The following is an 18,772-nucleotide window of genomic DNA, read 5'->3' on the forward strand; positions in this document are numbered from 1 at the left end:
GCGGCATGGAAGCCGAGATCACGGAGCTTGCGACCAGGGGTGCGACCGCACTGGTGGGCCTGATGGTCACCGAGGCCTGGGCGCGGGTCAGGCCGCGCTTCGCCGCCCTGTTCGGACAGGACCGGGAGGAAGAGGTGGGCCAGGAGCTGGAGGAGATCCGGATCGAGGTCGCCGACGATCCGGAGGAGGGCGAGGCCCAGACCTCCCAGTGGCAGCGGCGGTTGCGCCTGACACTGCGGAACAACCCGGAGGCGGTCGCCGAACTCCAGGCGATCCTCGACGAGTTCACCCCGAGGCGGCCTGAGCAGGAGGCCGGCTCCACGTACGTCTACAACACGATCAAGGACGGGACGCACAGCGGGACCACGATCCAGGCCGGCGTCATCCACCACATGCGCCCCTGACCTTTCCGGAGCCTCAAGCGGGCCCGATGGGAGAGTCAACTCCGGCCTCCCATCGGGCCTTTGCGCTGCTCGGAGGCCTACAGACCGTCAACAACTGGCGCACGCAAGGCTATTGCGCTCTGGTCCAGACCAATCCTACGCTCTGGCCGGGGGCCGCGCGCCGGGCCGGCGACTCCCGAACGGGCAGGCGTGCCCGCTCCCCCACACCCGCCCGGGAACGACGGTCAAGGAGTCCCCACCCCATGTCCATCAAGCGAAGTGCCCTGTCCGTCGGCGTGGTCGGCGCCGCGGTCCTCGCGGTGGCCGCGACCACCGCCGGCACCGCCGCCGCCCACGGCACGATGACCAACCCCGTCAGCCGGGTCGGCGCCTGCTACGCGGAGGGCCCCGAGCACCCGGTCTCCCAGGTCTGCAAGGACCTCGTCGCGGCGAGCGGCACCCAGCCGCTGTACGACTGGAACGAGGTCAACATCGCCAACGCCAACGGCAACAGCCAGGCGCTGATTCCGGACGGCAAGCTCTGCTCGGCCAACCGCGACAAGTACGCCGCACTGGACTGGCCGCGCCTCGACTGGCCCGCCACCCCGGTCAAGCCCGGCGCGTTCACCTTCCAGTTCCGCACCACCGCGCCGCACGTCGGCACCCAGACCGTCTACCTCACCAAGCCGGGCTACGACCCCACCAAGCCGCTGAAGTGGTCGGACCTCGACCCGGCCCCGGTGGCCAAGGTGCAGGTCGACCGCACCGCCACCAACGGCTACTACACCTACTCCGGCACCCTGCCGCAGCGCACCGGCCGCCAGCTGCTGTACATGGTCTGGCAGCGCAGCGACAGCCCGGAGGCGTTCTACAGCTGCTCCGACGTCGACTTCGGCGCGGCCGCGGCGGCCGGCACCGCGGCCGTCCCGGCGCTCGCCGCCCAGGCCCCGGCCGCGCCCAGCGACGCCCAGATCGCGGCCGACGCGGCGAAGTCGACGGTCGCCCACCACGGCCACGGCGGGGATCCGAACGCCCCGGCCGGCCGGATCGTCCCGACCAGCTCCGCGGCCGTGGCCGGCACCTCGGCCACCGGTCCGCTGCTGCTCGCCGGTGCCGCCGCGATCGGCGTCGGCTGGGCGGGCATGGTGCTCCGGCGCCGTCGCGTCGAGGCTGTTCGACGCGACTCCTGACGCCGGACGCGGGACCGGGCCGGCCACACCCCCGTCCGGCCCGGTTCCCGTGACTGCGACGACGTCCGCCGGTGAGACGGGGAGGACGGTGCGGGCGGTGAAGACGGTGAAGACGCGAACGGCGGCGGCCCACCCGGAGGATCCCTCCCGGGTGGGCCGCCGCCGTGTGAGGAGCGCGGGGCTCAGGTGGTGGTGCCCGGTCCGGAGCCCGCGCCAGCACCGTTGCCCGCACCGTTGCCCGCTCCGGAGCCCGAGCCGGTGCCGGGGAGCCCCGGGATTCCGGGGGTGCCGGGGATGCCGGGAAGGCTCGGCAGCTTGCCCTTGAAGTCGGCGATGCCCTGGACCACGGTGTCCATCACGGCGACGTCCGGCGCCTTGTCGGCGATGTCGAAGCCGAAGTGCACCGAGACCAGGGCCTTTCCGTCGGCGGACGGGAAGACCACGGTCTGCACGTAGCCGTTGTTGCCCTTGGGCGCGTCGACCTTCCAGCGGACCAGGTAGCCGTCCTGGCCCTTGACCTTGACCGCCTCGGACTTGAGCTCCTGATGCCCGGTGATGTCGCCGTACGACTCCTTGGCGGCCTTGGCGATGTCGGCCTTGGCCGCCGCCTGGACGTCGGTGCCGCCGCCGTCGATCCGGCCGGTGGTCACGCCGCCCAGGGTGCAGTTGTCGGTGCCGTCCGCGCAGGTGTACGAGCCGACGGTGATCATGGCGTAGCCGTCGCCGGAGGTGCCGGCCTGCCAGCCGGACGGGACCGGCAGGGTGAGCCGGTTCACCACGTCGATCGCCTGGCCGGCGCCGGGCCGCGCCTTGCCGCTGCCCTTGCCGTCCCCGCTGCCGCCGTTACCGCCACCGCCATTGCCACCGTTGCCGCCACCGCCCCCGTTGCCGCCGTTGCCGCCGAGGCCCGGGAAACCCTCCCAGGGCCCGGAGCCGCCCTGCGGGGCCTGGTGCCGGGCGGTGGGCTTCGCGCGGTCGCCGTGCCCGTCCATCGCGAGGTAGGTGATCCCCGAGCCGGCGCCCAGACCGAGCAGGGCGGCGACGGCGGCCACCACGACCAGCTTGGAGGGCTTACGCCAGGCCTTGCTCGGCGGCCCGGCGGGCGAGCCGTACGCGGCGCCGAAGGGCGGAGGTTCCGGGTAGCGGACGGTCGGGCCGCTGTCCAGGACCTCGCCCTCCAGCACCGTCGACTGCTCGGCCGTTCCCGGCTCCGGCCCCGTCTCCTGCTCCGGCTCGCCGGCCGCCGGGGCCTGCTGCGACGGGGCCGGGGCGTCCGAGGGCGCGGGCCGGGTGTCGGCCGTCCAGCCCTTGCCGTCCCACCACCGCTGCGCTCTCGGCTCGCCGGTGGTGTCCTTCGGGTCCGGGTACCACCCGGCGGGAATCTGCTCGCTCACAGCAGAGAATCTAAAGGCAGCCGGATAAACGCGAAATCAGCGCAACCGGTAATTCCCGCCGTTTTCGATGAAATTACTGTGAGAAGGTCCCGGCGCCCCGTCCGGGCGGCCGCTCAGAGCGGGGTGACGTACGCCCCGGAGATGCCGCCGTCCACCAGGAACTCGCTCGCCGTGATGAACGAGGAGTCGTCGCTGGCGAGGAACGCGACCGCGGCGGCGATCTCCTCGGCCCGGGCGAACCGGCCGAGCGGAATGTGCACCAGTCGGCGGGCGGCCCGCTCCGGGTCCTCGGCGAACAGTTCGCGCAGCAGCGGGGTGTCCACCGGCCCCGGCGACAGCGCGTTCACCCGGATCCCCTCCCGGGCGAACTGCACGCCCAGCTCGCGGGACATCGCGAGCACCCCGCCCTTGGAGGCGGTGTAGGAGATCTGCGAGGTGGCCGCGCCCATCCGGGCCACGAAGCTGGCGGTGTTGATGATCGAGCCCCGCCCGTGCCGGCGCATGTACGGCAGGGCGGCCTTGCAGCACAGGTAGACCGAGGTCAGGTTGACCTCCTGGACTTTCCGCCAGGCGTCCAGGCCGGTGGTGAGGATCGAGTCGTCCTCCGGCGGTGAGATGCCCGCGTTGTTGAACGCGACGTCCACGCCGCCGTAGGTCTCGTACGCCTCGTCGAACAGCGCCTCGACCATGTTCGGGTCGGTGACGTCGGTGTGCACGAACAGCCCGCCGACCTCCTTGGCGGCGGCCCGGCCGGTCTCCTCGTCGAGGTCCGCGCAGACCACGTTCGCGCCCTCCGAGGCGAGTCGGCGGGCGGCGGCCAGGCCGATGCCGCTCCCCGCGCCGGTGACCACGGCGGTGCGGCCGACCAGCCGGCGGCAGACCGCCGCGTCCTGCGCGGCGTGCTTCTCGCTCATCGGGCCGTCACTCCTCGCTCTGGATGAAGACGTTCTTGGTCTCGGTGAAGTGGCGCAGCGCGTCCGGCCCCAGCTCGCGGCCCACCCCGGACTCGCCGAAGCCGCCGAAGGGCGTCCAGTAGCGCACCGAGGAGTGCGAGTTGACCGACAGGTTGCCCGCCCGCACGCCCCGGGCCAGGCGCAGCGCGCGGCCGACGTCCCTGGTCCAGATCGAGCCGGACAGGCCGTAGCGGGTGGCGTTGGCCAGCCGCAGCGCGTCGGCCTCGTCGGTGAACGGGAGGACGGCGGCGACCGGGCCGAAGATCTCCTCGGTGACCGCCGGGACCTGCGGGTCGGTGGGGGCGACCACCGTCGGCGGGTACCAGAAGCCCGGCCCGTCCGGCACCTTGCCGCGGGCCAGTACCGGCAGTTCGGGGGTGACGTACGAGGCCACCCGGCGGACCTGGGCGGCCGAGATCAGCGGGCCGAGTCGGGTCTCCGGGTCGGTCGGGTCGCCGGTGCGCAGGGTCTCGACGGCGGGCAGCAGCAGGGCGAGGAAGTCGTCGTAGACCTCGCGCTGGACCAGGATCCGGCTGCGGGCGCAGCAGTCCTGGCCGCTGTTGTCGGCGAAGGACATCGGGTCGGCGGCGCGGGCCAGGTCTGCGTCGGCGAAGACGATGTTCGGGCTCTTGCCGCCGAGTTCCAGGGTGACCCGCTTGGCGCGGGCGGCGCAGCGGGCGGCGACCTCCTTGCCGACCACGGTCGAGCCGGTGAAGACGATCTTGCGGACGGCCGGGTGGTCCACCAGGGACCGGCCGGTGGTGCCGCCCGCGCCGGGGACGACCTGGAGGAGGCCCTCGGGCAGGCCCGCCGCCAGGGCGAGTTCGGCCAGCCGCAGGGCGGTCAGCGGGGTCGCCTCGGCGGGTTTGAGCAGGACGGCGTTGCCGGCGGCGAGGGCGGGGGCGAAGCCCCAGGCGGCGATCGGCATCGGGAAGTTCCACGGCGCGATCACCCCGACCACGCCGACCGGCTCGTGGAAGGTCACGTCCAGGCCGCCGGGCACCGGGATCTGGCGGCCGGTCAGCCGCTCCACGCCCCCGGCGGCGTACTCCAGCAGGTCCCGGACGTTGCCGGCCTCCCAGCGGGCGTTGCCCACGGTGTGCCCGGCCTCGCTCACCTCCAGGGCGGCCAGCTCGGGGACGTGCGCGTCGACCTGGTCGGCGAACCGGCGCAGCAGGCGGGCGCGTTCGCCGGGGGCGAGCGCGGCCCAGCCGCTCTGGGCGTCGAGCGCGCGCCGGGCGGCGGCGTCCAACTGCTCGGCGGTGGTGTCCGGGACGGCGGCGATCACCTCGCCGGTGGCGGGGTTGCGGACGGTGCTCGCGGTCGGCTGGTTCATGCCTCACACCCGTCGCTCATGCGTCACGTCCGTCGCTCATGCGTCACGTCCTCCACTCATGCGTCGCGTCCGTCGGCCATGCGTCACATCCGCTCGAAGGACCGGTAGCGTTCCCAGTCGGTGACGGCGCCGTCGTAGGCGGCCTGCTCGACCCGGGCCATGTTCAGGTAGTGCTCGACCACGTCGTCCCCGAAGGCCTCCCGAGCCAGTTCGCTCCGGGCCCACAGCTCCGCCGCCTCGCGCAGCGATCCGGGCACCCGGGCGTACTCCTCCACCGCGTAGGCGTTGCCGAGGCAGGGCGCGGGCAGTTCCAGCTTGCGCTGCAGCCCGTGCAGGCCGGCCGCGATCATCCCGGCCACCGCGAGGTACGGGTTGACGTCCCCGCCCGGCACCCGGTTCTCCATCCGCAGGCCGGGGCCGTGGCCGACCACCCGGTAGGCGCAGGTGCGGTTGTCCCGGCCCCAGGCGACGGCGGTCGGGGCGAAGGAGCCCGGGCGGTAGCGCTTGTAGGAGTTGATGTTCGGGGCGTAGAGCACGCTGAACTCGCGCAACGCGGCCAGCTGCCCGGCCAGGAAGTGCCGCATGGTGTCGGTCATCCGGCCGTCGCGGTCGGCGAAGGCGGGGGCGCCGACGGTGTCGCGCAGCGAGAGGTGGATGTGGCAGCTGTTGCCCTCGCGCTCGTCGTACTTGGCCATGAACGTGAGCGCGCAGCCGAGTTGGGCGGCGATCTCCTTCGCGCCGGTCTTGTAGACGCTGTGCTGGTCGCAGGTGGTGAGGGCGTCGGTGTAGCGGAACGCGATCTCGTGCTGGCCGAGGTTGCACTCCCCCTTGGCCGACTCCACGACCAGGCCGGCGCCGGCCATCTCGGTGCGGATCCGGGAGAGCAGCGGCTCGACGCGGGCGGTGCCCAACATCGAGTAGTCCACGTTGTAGAGGTTCGCCGGAGTCAGGCCGCGGTAGCCGCCGAGCCAGGCCTGCTCGTAGGTGTCGCGGAAGACCAGGAACTCCAGCTCGGTGCCGATGTCGGCGGCCAGGCCGTACTCGGCGAGCCGGGCGATCTGGCGGCGCAGCAGCTGGCGCGGGGCGGCGTCCACCGGGTGGCCGCCGTGCCGGGCGAGGTCGGCGGTGACCTGGGCGGTGCCCGGCTGCCAGGGGGTCAGCCGCAGGGTGCCGAGGTCGGGGCGCATCGCGAAGTCGCCGTAGCCGGTGGCCCAGGAGGAGAAGGCGTAACCGTCCACGGTGTTCAGGTCGACGTCGACGGCCAGCAGGTAGTCGCAGGCCTCGGCGCCGTTCTCGGCGACCTCGTCGAGGAAGAACCGGGCCGCGAACCGCTTGCCCTGCAGGCGGCCCTGCATGTCGGTGAAGGCGAGCGCGACGGTGTGCACCTCCCCGGCGTCCACCAGGGTGCGCAGTTCGTCCAGGGCCAGCGGCGGCCGGGGCGGCGAGCCCGCGGCGGTGTGCTCGGACATGGCTGAACCCTCCATCCTCGATCACTCTTCGAGATCAAGCGGTCACAGCGAACCGTACGGCCTGCGACTGACGGGGCGGAAGAGGGCGGACGGGTGTGGCGCGCCGACCGGCGGGGTTGACGGTAGATCAGACGGCCCGGGGGGAGAATGCCCGCCATGGATCGCAGGCCTTTGATCGGCGTCAGCACCTACCTGGTCGACGCGAGTTGGAGCAACTGGCGGAGCCGCCGGGTGGCCCTGGTGCCCGAGCGGTACACCGCGTACGTCCGGGACTCGGGCGGGATCGCCCTCCTGCTGCCGCCGGACGCCCCGGAGCGCGCCCCGGAGGTCCTGGCCCGACTGGACGCCCTGGTCATCGCGGGCGGCCCGGACGTCGATCCGGCGTACTACGGACAACCCGCCCACCCGGCAACGGAGGTGGACTCGCCGGAGCGGGACGCCTGGGAGATCGCGCTGCTGCGGGCGGCGCTGGCGGCGGGGATGCCGCTGCTCGGGGTCTGCCGGGGGATGCAGGTCCTCAACGTGGTGTGCGGGGGCACCCTGGTGCAGCACCTGCCGGACGTGGTGCCGGTGGATGTGCACGGCGGCACCACCGGGCACTACGGATCGCACCTGGTGCGGCCGGTGCCGGGGACACTGCTGGGCGGGCTGCTGCCGGAGAGCGAGCTGGAGGTGCCGACCTTCCACCACCAGGCCGTCGACCGGCTCGGGCAGGGCCTGCGGGTGAGCGCCCACGCACCGGACGGGACGGTGGAGGCGGTGGAGGGGCCGGGCTTCACGCTCGGGGTGCAGTGGCACCCGGAGCAGGGGGACGACCTGCGGCTGATGCGGGCCCTCGTCCGGGCGGCGACCGCCGCCACCCTGGACGCGGCGGCGCCGGGCTCGGTGGCGCTGGACGCGGCCACGCTCGACGCGATGGCGCTGGGGTAGCGGGTAGCGGGTAGCGGGCAGCGGTTAGCTCAACTGGGCGCTGACCCAAGGGGTTTGCGCTGGTCGGACGGCTGCGGCGGCCGCCTGGCACGGACGCGCGAACGGCAACGACAACGGTCACCAGTACAGCCTTTGGATCTTTGTCGATTCTGCGGTTCACTTCGGTTGCAGGGCGGTCGCGCCGCGCCCCCGTTCCCACCCGTGCGCCCAGAGAGGACTTCCATGGCCAGGCACGAGCATTCGCATGATGATCATGCGCATGATCACCAGCACGCCGGTGGGCAAGGCGGACACGCGCACGGCAGCCACGGGCACGGGAGCCGCGGCCACGGGAGCCACAGCCACGGCGGGCACGGCGGGCACTCGCACGGCGTCGCCGCCGACGCGGACCGCCGCTGGCTGCTCAGCGCCCTCGCCCTCATCGTCGTCTTCATGGCCGGCGAGGTCGCGGTCGGCTTCGCCGCTCAGTCCCTGGCGCTGATCTCCGACGCGGCGCACATGCTCACCGACGCCGCCGCGATCGCCCTGGCGCTGGTCGCGATGCGGCTCGCCGCCCGCCCGGCCCGCGGCGGCTACACGTACGGGCTCAAGCGGGCCGAGATCCTCTCCGCGCAGGCCAACGGGGTCACCCTGCTGGTGCTCTCGGCCTGGCTGGGCTACGAGGCGATCACCCGGATGTTCGAGCCGCCGGCCGTCACCGGCTCGCTGGTGCTGGTCACCGCGCTGATCGGCATCGTGGTCAACCTGGCCGCCGCCTGGTGCATGTCCAAGGCCAACCGGAGCTCGCTGAACGTCGAAGGCGCGTTCCAGCACGTGCTCACCGACCTGTACGCGTTCATCGCCACCGCCATCGCCGGCCTCGTCGTGGTGACCACCGGCTTCGCCCGCGCCGACGCCATCGCCTCGCTGATCGTCGTCGCCCTGATGCTCAAGGCCGGCATCGCACTGGTCCGGGACTCCGGGCGGATCTTCCTGGAAGCCGCCCCAGCCGGCATCGACCCGGACGCGGTGGCCGACCGGATGGTCGCCCAACCACTGGTCGAGGAGATCCACGACCTGCACATCTGGGAGATCACCTCCGGCCAGCCGGCCCTGTCCGCACACATCCTGGTCACCCCCGGCGGCGACTGCCACGCCGTCCGGCGGGAACTGCAGCGCCGACTGGCCGGCGAGTACGGCATCACCCACAGCACGCTCCAGGTCGACCACGTCGGCGAGGACGAGGCGGGCGCGCTGCTGCAGATCTCCGCCCCGGGCGACACCACCGCCGAACACTGCGCCGACGCCCACGGTCCTGTCCACCGCGCGGGCCCGCACGAGCACTGACGAACCGGCCGTCCGTCACCTCCGTACGGCATGATCTGACACGTGACCGCACCGCGACTGATGCTGCTCGACTCCGCCAGCCTGTACTTCCGGGCCTACTTCGGCGTACCGGACACCCTGCGCTCGCCGCAGGGTGAGCCCGTCAACGCCGTCCGCGGCCTGCTGGACTTCATCGCCCGGCTGGTTCATGACCACCGCCCCGACGAACTCGTCGCCTGCATGGACGCCGCCTGGCGCCCGCAGTGGCGGGTGGACCTCGTGCCCTCGTACAAGACCCACCGGGTCGCCGAGGCGGCCGAGAACGGCGAGGAGGAGGTGCCCGACACGCTGGCCCCGCAGGTCCCGGTGATCGAACAGGTGCTGGACGCGCTCGGCATCGCCCGGGTCGGCTCCCCCGGCTACGAGGCCGACGACGTCATCGGCACCCTCACCGCCCGCGCCAAGGGCCCGGTGCAGATCGTCACCGGCGACCGCGACCTCTTCCAACTGGTCGACGACGCCCGCGGCATCACCGTGCTCTACCCGGTCAAGGGCATGGGCAACCTGCAGGTCACCGACGACGCGCTCCTGCTGGAGAAGTACGGCGTGCGCGGCGCCCAGTACGCCGACATGGCCGCCCTGCGCGGCGACCCGTCCGACGGCCTGCCCGGCGTCAAGGGCATCGGCGAGAAGACCGCCGCCCAACTGATCAACGAATACGGCGACCTCACCGCCATCCGCGCCGCCGCCCTGGACATCGGCTCCCGACTCACCCCGGCCCGCCGCCGCAACATCGTCGAGGGCGCCGCCTACCTCGACGTCGCCCCCAAGGTCGTCCGCGTCGCCGACGACGCCCCCCTCCCCGACTTCGACCCCACCCTCCCACGCGAGCCCCTCGACCCCATGACCCTCGAGGAACTCGCCACCCGCTGGGGCCTCGGCACCTCCCTCGAACGCCTCCTGGAAGCCCTCGCCACCCACTGAGGCCCTACGGCGACGGGCCCGCACGTTCGACACGAACGTGCGGGCCCGAACCGTTCGCCCTTGGCCGTGTTCTCGCTCGTCAGCTCCTCCAGATAGCGTCCACCACCATGAGGGATGACTGGCGGATGGACCGGATCGGAAGTGCGCTGCGGGGAGAGAACCCCGCCGTGCTCAGGCGCCTTGAGGCGGGCTTCGCGGTGATCGGGGACGTGCAGTTCCTGCCCGGGTACTCGGTGCTGCTCACGGATGACGCGGATGTGCAGCGACTGTCGGACCTGTCGAGGGCAAGGCGGCTGGCCTTCTTGTCCGACATGGACCGGCTGGGGGAAGCGGTCGAGCGTGCGTGCAGGCGCCTCGACCCGGCTTTCCGTCGGGTGAACCTGGAGATCCTCGGCAATACCGACGGCTTCCTGCATGCGCATGTGTGGCCGCGATTTGAATGGGAGCCGGCCGATCGTGTGGGCATGCCAGTGTGGCTGTATCCGCGCGAGTGGTGGAGCGATGCGCAGTTCGCGCTCAGCCCGCAGCATGACGTACTGCGGGAGGCTGTCGGCACGGAACTGGATCAGTTGCAGGACGTGCGCTGACGGGCGCGCCAGAGCACGGCTCGACAGCCCCTCAACACGCGCATCCTGGCGAGTTGCCGCATACAACTCGAGCTTGAACTTGGGTACTTGGGTACTTGGGCTTCGCCCCGGCGCCACCTGCGCAGCGCCGTCGCCGCTTCAGCGGGGAGAAGCGGCGAGGCGCGCAAGGGGTGGGGAGGGGCTTCCATCCCCGCATTGTTGGGAAGGCGCCGGGCATGCGAAGGGGCCCGCACGTTCGACACGAACGTGCGGGCCCTTTTCGCGTTCGGCTCAGCCCACGGAGGAGTAGGCGATGATGCCGCGGCGGAGGCCGTCGACGGCCTTGCGGGCGGTCTTGCGCAGGTCGGCGTCCTCGCCGGCGGCGTCCTGTATCTGGCCGAGGACGTCGATCAGTTGCTTGGTCCAGCGGACGAAGTCGCCGGCCGGCATGTCGGCGTCGCGCAGTACCTGGTCCAGGCTGTGGCCGAGTGCCCAGCGGTAGGCGGCCCAGGCGAAGCCCAGGTCGGGTTCGCGCTGGCCGACGCCTTCGGCGGTGTTGATGCGGTGCTGCTCCTCCAGGGCGTCGAGGTGGCCCCAGATCCGGACCATCTTGGCGAGCGCCTCCTTGGCCGCGCCCTCCGGCACCCGGGGGGCGCCGGCGTCGTCGGACTGGCGTGCCTCGTACACCAGCGCCGAGGCGCAGGCGGCGAGTTCGGCGGCGGCCAGGCCGCGCCAGACGCCCTCGCGGATGCACTCGGAGGCGAGCAGGTCGAGTTCGCCGTAGAGCCGGCCGAGCCGCTTGCCGTCGTCGGTGACGGTGTCGCCGCGCAGGTAGCCGAGGTCGGTGAGGAGGCCGCAGACCCGGTCGAAGGTGCGGGCGATGGTGTGGGTGCGGGAGCGCATCCGGCGTTCCAGCAGCTCGGTGTCGCGGTGCAGCCGGTGGTAGCGCTCGGCCCAGCGGGCGTGGTCCTCGCGGTCGGAGCAGCCGTGGCAGGGGTGGCGGCGCAGTTCGGCCCGGAGCCGGGTGATCTCCGGGTCGTCGGCGGCTGCGGCGCGGCCCTTGCGGAACCGTTCGGGCTCCAGGTGGCCGGCCTTGGTGCGCAGCGCGGAGGCGAGGTCGCGGCGGGACTGGGGGCTGCGCGGGTTGAAGGACTTGGGGATGCGGACGCGCTCGATCGCGGCGACCGGGTGCGGGAAGTCGATCATGGCGAGCCGCTTGACCTGGCGTTCGGCGGTGAGCACCACCGGGCGCGGGCCGTCCTGGAAGTCGGGGTGGCGGGGGGCGCCCCGGCCGGAGCGGTTGACCGGCGGCAGGCCCGGGTCGAGGACGAGGGCGAGGCCGGCGAACTTGCCGGTGGGGACGTGGATGACGTCGCCCGGCTTGAGCTGCTCGATGGATTCGACGGCGGCCGAGCGGCGCTGGCTGCTGCCTTCGCGGGCCAGTTCGTTCTCGCGGTCCTTGAGGCGGTGGCGCAGCTCCATGTACTCGTCGAAGTCGCCGAGGTGGCAGGTCATCGACTCGCGGTAGCCCTCCAGGCCCTCCTCGTTGCGCTGGACCTGGCGGGAGATGCCGACCACCGAGCGGTCCGCCTGGAACTGGGCGAAGGACGTCTCCAGCAGTTCGCGCGAGCGGTGCCGGCCGAACTGGGAGACCAGGTTGACGGCCATGTTGTACGACGGCCGGAACGAGGACTTGAGCGGGTAGGTGCGGGTGCCGGCCAGGCCGGCCAGCGCCTCCGGGTCCAGACCGCGCTGCCAGAGCACGACGGCGTGGCCCTCGACGTCGATGCCGCGCCGCCCGGCCCGGCCGGTGAGCTGGGTGTACTCGCCGGGGGTGATGTCGGCGTGCGTCTCGCCGTTCCACTTGACCAGCTTCTCCATGACCACCGAGCGGGCGGGCATGTTGATGCCGAGCGCGAGGGTCTCGGTCGCGAAGACGGCCTTGACCAGGCCCTTCACGAAGAGCTCCTCGACGACCTCCTTGAACCGGGGCAGCATCCCGGCGTGGTGGGCGGCGATGCCGCGCTCCAGCCCGTCCAGCCACTCGAAGTAGCCGAGGACGTGCAGGTCCTCGTCGGGAATGTCGGCGCAGCGCTCCTCGACGATCGCCCGGACCAGGGCTCGGTCGGAGTCCTTGTTGAGCCGCAGCCCGGAGCTGAGGCACTGCTGGACGGCGGCCTCGCAGCCGGCCCGGCTGAAGATGAAGGTGATGGCGGGCAGCAGGCCCTCGGCGTCGAGCCGGTCGATGACGTCCACCCGGCCCGGTGTCCAGACCCGGCCGGGGCGGCCGTTGGGCATCGAGCGGCCCCGGCCGCGGTTGAAGCGGTCGCGCGGGTTGCGGTCCGGCTCGGAGCGGGCGAGCCGGACCAGCTCGGGGTTGACGGCCTTGGCGGGGTTCTTCGGGCTGTTCCTGGGGCGGCCGTCCCGGTCCGGGTCGGCGAACAGGTCGTACATCCGGTTGCCGGCCATCACGTGCTGCCACAGCGGCACCGGGCGGGTCTCGGAGACGATCACCTTGGTGCCGCCGCGCACGGTGTCCAGCCAGTCGCCGAACTCCTCGGCGTTGGAGACGGTCGCGGAGAGCGAGACCAGGGTGACCGACTCGGGGAGGTGGATGATGACCTCCTCCCAGACGGCGCCGCGGAAGCGGTCGGCGAGGTAGTGCACCTCGTCCATCACGACGTAGCCGAGGCCGTCGAGCGTGCTGGAGCCCGCGTAGAGCATGTTGCGCAGCACCTCGGTGGTCATGACCACCACGGGTGCGTCGCCGTTGACGGTGTTGTCGCCGGTGAGCAGGCCGACCTTGGCGGCGCCGTAGCGCTTGACCAGGTCGCCGTACTTCTGGTTGGAGAGGGCCTTGATCGGCGTCGTGTAGAAGCACTTGCGCCCGGCGGCCAGGGCCAGGTGCACGGCGAACTCGCCGACGATGGTCTTCCCGGAGCCGGTGGGCGCGGCGACGAGCACGCCGGATCCGGCCTCCAGCGTCTCGCAGGCCTGCAGCTGGAAGTCGTCCAGCGGGAAGTCGTACAGCTGCTGGAAGCCGTGGAGGGCGGTGGCCTGCTCCCTGGCCCGGCGACGGCTGGCCGCGTACGCCTCGGCGGGGCTGAGCTCCCGGTCGTCCTGGGGCTCTGGATCGGGGGTGTTCATCGCCGTCCGGGTGTGATTGGTGTGATCTCGCATCTCAGCGAGAGGTTACCCGGGAGGAGTGACATCGATAGCACCGTTTTTTCTGCGGTCCGGTCGTCCCGGGGGATCGCCGCGGGACGGCCGTGGGATCGCTGTCGGATCGGTGTGGGACCGCCGTGGGATCAGTTCCCTCTCAGATCCATAGTTGCAAATGTCTTCAAGCGATCGCGGATGGGCCGTCTTCGAATGTCTTCGAATCTCTCCGAACGTCTTCGATCATCACCGGTGGACCGCCGCCCGATCTCCCTACCTTCGGACGTCACAGTCACCAACGCACGGGAGGACGGCCACGATGGCGAACCTGGAGATGTCCCTCAAGGAGGCCATGACGATCGACGGCGCGATCGGCGTCGCCCTCGTCGACTACGGCAGCGGCATGGCCCTCGGCAGCCTCGGCGACGGCGGTGAGCTGGACCTCAACGTCGCCGCGGCCGGGAACACCGACGTGGTCCGCGCCAAGATGCGCGCCATGGAGATGCTCAACCTGCACGACAACGAGATCGAGGACATCCTGATCAGCCTCACCAACCAGTACCACATGGTCCGTCCGATCACGACGCCCAGCGGACGCGGCCTCTTCCTCTTCCTCGCGCTCAACCGCAGCCGCTCCAACCTCGCGATGGCCCGCCACCAGCTCAAGCGGATCGAACTCTCGCTGGAGATCTGACCGGGACCGACACCAGGAAGGGGGGCACCGTGACGATGGGGGTACCTCCCGGCCGAAGGCTGGGGGAGCTCTACCAGGCCAAGGCCGAGTTCTTCCGGATGCTCGGCCATCCCGTCCGGATCCGGGTGCTGGAACTGCTCCAGGCCGGACCGACGCCCGTCCGCGGCCTGCTCGCCGAGCTGGAGGTCGAACCCTCCAGCCTGTCCCAGCAGCTCGCGGTCCTGCGCCGGTCCGGCATCGTCACCGCCAGCCGGGAGGGCGGCACGGTGGTCTACGCGCTGGCCGGCGGGGACGTCGCCGACCTGCTGCGGACGGCGCGGCGGATCCTCACCGGGATGCTGTCCGACCGTAACCTGCTGCTCGCGGAGCTTCAGGCGGACCACGGGGGCTCGGAGACCGTCCCCGAGCCCCTGGGATCCCCAAGCCGCTGAGCCCGCAACGCTCTGAACCCGCAACGCGCCGAGCCACTTGGGCCCCGGTTCCCCGCGGCCCCCGGTGCGTTACCCCTTGAGCAGCCCCACCAGCCCGTCCGCCAGCCGCTCGTACTCCCCCGGCCGGTTGTAGAGCTGGGCGCTGATCCGCAGCACCCCGCCGCCGGCCCAGGGGCGGACGGCGATCCGGGTGCGGAGCCGCTGCCACACCTCGGCCATCAGCGCCCGCGCCTGCGGCTCGGTCTCGCCGTGGCCGGCCGGCAGCCGGGCGGTGCGCATCCACACCCCGGGCGTCGCGGGCAGCGGCTCCAGACCCGCCCGTTCGGCGAGCATCCGCTGGCCGTATGCGGCGAGCGCCGCGTTGTGCCGGGCCACCGCCGCCGGGCCGAGTCCGTGCAGCAGCTCGAAGCCGGCCGGGGCGGCCAGCCAGGGCGTGTAGTCCCAGGTGCCGCGCCATTCGACGTTGCCGGGGAAGCCCTTGTCGTGTTCCCAGGACAGGGCCAGCGGGCGCACCCGGGCGGCCCGTTCGGGGCGGACGGCGAGGACGCCGGTGGCGCGCGGGGCGAAGGCCCATTTGTGCAGGTTGCCGAACCAGAAGTCGGCGTCGGGGTCGACGGGGAGCGTCAGCATGCCGGGGGCGTGAGCGCCGTCCACCACGGTGGTCACTCCGCGCCGGCGCAGTTCGGCGAGCAGGGCGGGGCCGGCCACCAGGCGGGCGGTGGGCGAGGTGAGCTGGTCCAGGACGGCGACGGTGGTGCGTCCGTCCACGGCGGCGAGCACCGCCTCCCGGACGGCGTGCTCGTCGGGGGCGTCCAGCGGTACGCGCACCGTGACGAGCTCGGCTCCGGTCTCGGCGGACTTGCGGGCGACGGCCTGGGTCACGGCGCCGTAGCCGTGGTCGGTGACCAGGATCCGGTCGCCGGGGGCGAACGGGATGCTGTCGAGGGCGATCGCGACCGCCTCGGTGACGTTGGAGACCAGGGCGAGGAGGGCCGGGTCGGTGCCGAGCTCGGCGGCGATCCGGGCCCGGGCGGCGGCGATCCGGGCCGGCAGGTCGGCGAAGAAGCCGTCCGGGTCCAGCTCGTGTTCGGTGCGCAGCCGCGCCTGAGCGCGCTGCACGGGAACGGGCACCGCGCCGAACGAGCCGTGGTTCAGGTGCGCGGCCTCCGGCGACACGCTGAACAGGCCGTCGGCGGCGGGCAGCGGGGCCGGGGGCTCGGCGGCCGGCAGGTCCTCGGTCACGACTTCCTCCACTCGCATGGTGTGTGACATTTCACATGACAGACTACTGGTCCCGGCACGCGCCGCGCGACCACGATCGGGGCCGTGACCATCACCGACGCCTTCCTTGCCCTCAGCGCCCGCACCGGCCGGTTCACCTTCGGCGCACCGCGTGCGTACACCCTCGCCGAGGACGGCACCCGACTGCTGCTGCTCCGCTCGGCCGGCCCCGAGGACCCGGTCGAGCGCCTCCACCTGCTCGACACCGCCACCGGCGAGGAGCGGACGGTCGCCGACCCGGCCGCACTGCTGCCCGGCCGCACCGGCCGCCGCGACGACCTGCCCGTCATCGAGCGCCGGCTGCGCGAGCGCACCCGGCTGGTCGCCGCCGGGATCGGCGGCTACGCGGCCACCGCCGACCTCGCGGTCGCCGTCCTCACCCTCGACGGCCGGCTGTTCCGCACCGAGACCGCGACCGGCACCAGCGACGAACTCCCCGTCGCCGGGCCCGCGTTCGACCCCCGGCCGGACGCCACCGGCCAGCGCGTCGCCTACGTCGCCGAGGACGCCCTGTACGTCACCCCCGGCCTCGTACCGCTCTCCCCCGCAGACGGCGCCCGCTGGGGCGTCGCCGAGTTCGCCGCCGCCGAGGAGCTCGGCCGCGCCCGGGGCCACTGGTGGCGCCCGGACGGCGGCGCACTGCTGGCCGCCCGGGTGGACGAATCGGCCCTCCCCCGACGCCACTTCGCCGACCCGGCCCACCCCGGCGAGGCACCCGAGGACTTCGCCTACCCCCAGGCCGGCGGCCCCAACGCGGACGTCCAGCTCTGGGTGCTCGGCCTCGACGGCGGCCGGGTCCGGCTGCGGTGGGACGCCGACCGCTTCCCCTACCTCTGCGCCGCCTCCTGGGCCGGCGACCACGAGGTGCTGCTCACCGTCGCCGACCGCCTGCAGCAGAACGTGCTGCTGCTCGGCGCCGACCCGGCCACCGGCGAGACCCGCGAACTCTCCCGCACCACCGACGAGTTCTGGGTCGACGACCTGCCCGGCACCCCCGACCGGCTGCCCGACGGCCGGCTGCTCACCGTCCACGACACCCCGCAGGCCCGCGGCCTCGCCCTGGACGGCAAGCCGCTGGACACCACCGGACTGCAGATCCGCCGGGTGGTCGGACGGCTGCGCGGCCGGCTGCTCTGCGAGACCGGCCAGGGCGACCCGGCCGACCAGTACGTCCACCTGATCGACCCGGACGGCGGCGCCCCCGAACTCCTCACCCCCGGCCGCGGCGTGCACTCCGCCCTCGCCGCCGCCGACACCCTGCTGCTCACCTCCGCCACCGCCGACGGGATCCGCCGCTGCGTCCTGCGCGACGGCCGCGAACTGCCGCTCACCGACCTCAGCGCCGCACTGCCGTACCCGGCCCGCCCCCGGCTGGCCCGGGTCACCGACCGGGGCCTGCCGAGCGCCGTGGTGTACCCGCGCGAGCACGTCCCCGGCCGCCGCCTGCCCGTCCTGCTGGACGTCTACGGCGGGCCCGGCTTCCAGGCCGTGGCCGCCGAACCACGCCGCTGGCAGCTCCGCCAGTGGTGGGCCGACCAGGGCTTCGCCGTGGTCACCACCGACAACTGCGGCACGCCCTTCGTCTCCCCGGACTTCACCCGGGCCATCTTCCGCCGGTTCTCGCAGGCCGCCCTGGACGACCAGGTCGACGCCCTGCACGCGCTCGCGGCGCACCACCCGGACCTCGACCTCGGCCGGGTCGGCGTGCGCGGCTGGTCGTACGGCGGCTACCTCGCCGCACTCGCCGTGCTGCGCCGCCCCGACGTCTTCCACGCCGCCTGCGCGGGCGCCCCGCCCACCGACTTCCGGCTGTACGACACCGCCTACACCGAGCGCTACCTCGGTCTGCCGCAGGACAACCCGGAGGGCTACGCCGGCGACTGCCTGCTCACCGACGCGCCCGGCCTGACCAGGCCGCTGCTGCTGATCCACGGGCTGGCCGACGACAACGTCCACCCCGCGCACACCCTGCTGCTCTCCCAGGCGCTCACCAGGGCCGGCCGGCCGCACGCCGTGCTGCCGCTGCCGGGCGTCACCCACATGACTCCGGGGGGCACGAGCGAGCAGCTGGCCCAGGCCGAACTCTCCTTCCTGCGGGACGCCTTGGGCTGAGGGCGTACCGCGGTTTCCATTGCGCCGCCGGGTCCGGACTGCGACACTCCGCGGGACCGCCGCCCGGCCCGGGCGGCGCGACGGAACGGGGAGAGCACGCGGATGAGGATCGACAGACCCGGCCCGGTCGGGCAGCGCCAGTGGACCCCGCTGACCGCCGGCAACGCCGGCCTCGCCTTCGGCCTGGAGCTCGCCATGCTGGCGGCGCTCTGCTACTGGGGCTTCAAGACCGGTTCCACCCTGGCCACCCGGCTGCTGCTGGGGCTCGGCGCACCGGCCCTGGCAGCCGCCGTCTGGGGCCTCTTCCTGGCCGCGGGCGGGCCCAGGTTCCGGCTGCCGGTGGCCGCGGAGATCGTGCTCAAGCTGCTGGTGCTCGGCACCGCCGCGCTCGCCCTGTACGCCACCGGGCGGACCACGCCGGCGGTGGTGTACGGCGCGCTGGTGGTGGTCAGCGTGGCCGTGGAGTACAGCACCCGCTGACGGCACGGCAGGCAGGCCGGGCGGACAGGGGCGTCGCACCTTCGGGTGCGGCGCCCCTCTCGCTTGCCCTGGTCGCTTGCCTCTATCGCTTGCCGCCCCTCTTCC

General features: G+C 73.0%; 16 protein-coding genes. 10 read left to right on the forward strand and 6 right to left on the reverse strand.

Annotated features, from left to right (window positions below):
- Positions 1 to 5: 5 nt before the first annotated feature.
- Positions 6 to 404 (forward strand): hypothetical protein, encoded by a 399-nt coding sequence (locus tag AC0B61_RS27580; RefSeq protein ID WP_471743652.1) that lies wholly within the window; start codon positions 6 to 8, stop codon positions 402 to 404.
- A 242-nt stretch (positions 405 to 646) separates the two neighbouring features.
- On the forward strand, positions 647 to 1,573 hold the full coding sequence (locus tag AC0B61_RS27585; RefSeq protein WP_471743654.1) for a lytic polysaccharide monooxygenase auxiliary activity family 9 protein: 927 nt from the start codon (positions 647 to 649) through the stop codon (positions 1,571 to 1,573).
- A gap of 182 nt (positions 1,574 to 1,755) precedes the next feature.
- Here the strand turns inward: AC0B61_RS27585 and AC0B61_RS27590 are convergent, their stop codons facing one another.
- The 4 genes from AC0B61_RS27590 to AC0B61_RS27605 form a co-directional block, all read right to left on the reverse strand.
- Entirely contained in the window at positions 1,756 to 2,967 is a 1,212-nt protein-coding gene (locus tag AC0B61_RS27590; RefSeq protein WP_471743656.1) for a DUF2510 domain-containing protein, read from the reverse strand.
- A 113-nt stretch (positions 2,968 to 3,080) separates the two neighbouring features.
- The gene (locus AC0B61_RS27595; RefSeq protein ID WP_471743658.1) at positions 3,081 to 3,881 is read right to left on the reverse strand and encodes a 3-oxoacyl-ACP reductase; all 801 of its coding nucleotides are present in this window, start codon (positions 3,879 to 3,881) and stop codon (positions 3,081 to 3,083) included.
- 7 nt (positions 3,882 to 3,888) lie between these two features.
- Entirely contained in the window at positions 3,889 to 5,256 is a 1,368-nt protein-coding gene (locus AC0B61_RS27600) for an aldehyde dehydrogenase family protein (RefSeq protein ID WP_471743659.1), read from the reverse strand.
- Positions 5,257 to 5,339: 83 nt separating this feature from the next.
- On the reverse strand, positions 5,340 to 6,725 hold the full coding sequence (locus AC0B61_RS27605; RefSeq protein WP_471743661.1) for a glutamine synthetase family protein: 1,386 nt from the start codon (positions 6,723 to 6,725) through the stop codon (positions 5,340 to 5,342).
- 156 nt (positions 6,726 to 6,881) lie between these two features.
- Here AC0B61_RS27605 and AC0B61_RS27610 point away from each other — a divergent pair, with 156 nt between their 5' ends.
- From AC0B61_RS27610 to AC0B61_RS27625, 4 genes are all read left to right on the forward strand, one after another.
- On the forward strand, positions 6,882 to 7,655 hold the full coding sequence (locus AC0B61_RS27610; protein WP_471743663.1) for a gamma-glutamyl-gamma-aminobutyrate hydrolase family protein: 774 nt from the start codon (positions 6,882 to 6,884) through the stop codon (positions 7,653 to 7,655).
- A gap of 222 nt (positions 7,656 to 7,877) precedes the next feature.
- Positions 7,878 to 8,981, forward strand: a complete 1,104-nt coding sequence (locus AC0B61_RS27615) for a cation diffusion facilitator family transporter (protein ID WP_471743665.1) — start codon at positions 7,878 to 7,880, stop codon at positions 8,979 to 8,981.
- A 60-nt stretch (positions 8,982 to 9,041) separates the two neighbouring features.
- On the forward strand, positions 9,042 to 9,944 hold the full coding sequence (locus tag AC0B61_RS27620) for a 5'-3' exonuclease (protein WP_471743805.1): 903 nt from the start codon (positions 9,042 to 9,044) through the stop codon (positions 9,942 to 9,944).
- 107 nt (positions 9,945 to 10,051) lie between these two features.
- Entirely contained in the window at positions 10,052 to 10,531 is a 480-nt protein-coding gene (locus tag AC0B61_RS27625) for an HIT family protein (RefSeq protein WP_471743667.1), read from the forward strand.
- A gap of 270 nt (positions 10,532 to 10,801) precedes the next feature.
- Here AC0B61_RS27625 and AC0B61_RS27630 read toward each other — a convergent pair whose 3' ends face one another.
- The gene (locus AC0B61_RS27630; protein ID WP_471743807.1) at positions 10,802 to 13,657 is read right to left on the reverse strand and encodes a DEAD/DEAH box helicase; all 2,856 of its coding nucleotides are present in this window, start codon (positions 13,655 to 13,657) and stop codon (positions 10,802 to 10,804) included.
- 331 nt (positions 13,658 to 13,988) lie between these two features.
- Here AC0B61_RS27630 and AC0B61_RS27635 point away from each other — a divergent pair, with 331 nt between their 5' ends.
- The gene (locus AC0B61_RS27635) at positions 13,989 to 14,363 is read left to right on the forward strand and encodes a hypothetical protein (RefSeq protein WP_030242892.1); all 375 of its coding nucleotides are present in this window, start codon (positions 13,989 to 13,991) and stop codon (positions 14,361 to 14,363) included.
- Positions 14,364 to 14,398: 35 nt separating this feature from the next.
- Positions 14,399 to 14,794, forward strand: a complete 396-nt coding sequence (locus AC0B61_RS27640) for an ArsR/SmtB family transcription factor (protein ID WP_471743809.1) — start codon at positions 14,399 to 14,401, stop codon at positions 14,792 to 14,794.
- Positions 14,795 to 14,863: 69 nt separating this feature from the next.
- Here the strand turns inward: AC0B61_RS27640 and AC0B61_RS27645 are convergent, their stop codons facing one another.
- Positions 14,864 to 16,036 carry an aminotransferase class V-fold PLP-dependent enzyme gene (locus AC0B61_RS27645; RefSeq protein ID WP_471743669.1) on the reverse strand — a complete coding sequence of 391 codons (1,173 nt, stop codon included), beginning with the start codon at positions 16,034 to 16,036 and terminating at the stop codon, positions 14,864 to 14,866.
- A gap of 84 nt (positions 16,037 to 16,120) precedes the next feature.
- Here AC0B61_RS27645 and AC0B61_RS27650 point away from each other — a divergent pair, with 84 nt between their 5' ends.
- Positions 16,121 to 18,187, forward strand: a complete 2,067-nt coding sequence (locus AC0B61_RS27650) for a S9 family peptidase (RefSeq protein ID WP_471743671.1) — start codon at positions 16,121 to 16,123, stop codon at positions 18,185 to 18,187.
- Positions 18,188 to 18,289: 102 nt separating this feature from the next.
- Positions 18,290 to 18,667, forward strand: coding sequence for a YrdB family protein (locus tag AC0B61_RS27655; RefSeq protein ID WP_471743673.1), 378 nt, complete (start codon positions 18,290 to 18,292; stop codon positions 18,665 to 18,667).
- The last annotated feature ends 105 nt before the right edge of the window (positions 18,668 to 18,772 follow it).

It is taken from the genome of Kitasatospora sp. NPDC023385 (assembly GCF_055664045.1).

Coding starts and splice junctions, on each gene's coding strand:
- AC0B61_RS27580 (WP_471743652.1), top strand. CDS start 6: ATGGAAGCCGAGATCACGGAGCTTGCGACCAGGGGTGCGACCGCACTG.
- AC0B61_RS27585 (WP_471743654.1), top strand. CDS start 647: ATGTCCATCAAGCGAAGTGCCCTGTCCGTCGGCGTGGTCGGCGCCGCG.
- AC0B61_RS27595 (WP_471743658.1), bottom strand. CDS start 3,881: ATGAGCGAGAAGCACGCCGCGCAGGACGCGGCGGTCTGCCGCCGGCTG.
- AC0B61_RS27600 (WP_471743659.1), bottom strand. CDS start 5,256: ATGAACCAGCCGACCGCGAGCACCGTCCGCAACCCCGCCACCGGCGAG.
- AC0B61_RS27605 (WP_471743661.1), bottom strand. CDS start 6,725: ATGTCCGAGCACACCGCCGCGGGCTCGCCGCCCCGGCCGCCGCTGGCC.
- AC0B61_RS27610 (WP_471743663.1), top strand. CDS start 6,882: ATGGATCGCAGGCCTTTGATCGGCGTCAGCACCTACCTGGTCGACGCG.
- AC0B61_RS27615 (WP_471743665.1), top strand. CDS start 7,878: ATGGCCAGGCACGAGCATTCGCATGATGATCATGCGCATGATCACCAG.
- AC0B61_RS27620 (WP_471743805.1), top strand. CDS start 9,042: ATGCTGCTCGACTCCGCCAGCCTGTACTTCCGGGCCTACTTCGGCGTA.
- AC0B61_RS27625 (WP_471743667.1), top strand. CDS start 10,052: ATGAGGGATGACTGGCGGATGGACCGGATCGGAAGTGCGCTGCGGGGA.
- AC0B61_RS27630 (WP_471743807.1), bottom strand. CDS start 13,657: ATGAACACCCCCGATCCAGAGCCCCAGGACGACCGGGAGCTCAGCCCC.
- AC0B61_RS27635 (WP_030242892.1), top strand. CDS start 13,989: ATGGCGAACCTGGAGATGTCCCTCAAGGAGGCCATGACGATCGACGGC.
- AC0B61_RS27640 (WP_471743809.1), top strand. CDS start 14,399: ATGGGGGTACCTCCCGGCCGAAGGCTGGGGGAGCTCTACCAGGCCAAG.
- AC0B61_RS27655 (WP_471743673.1), top strand. CDS start 18,290: ATGAGGATCGACAGACCCGGCCCGGTCGGGCAGCGCCAGTGGACCCCG.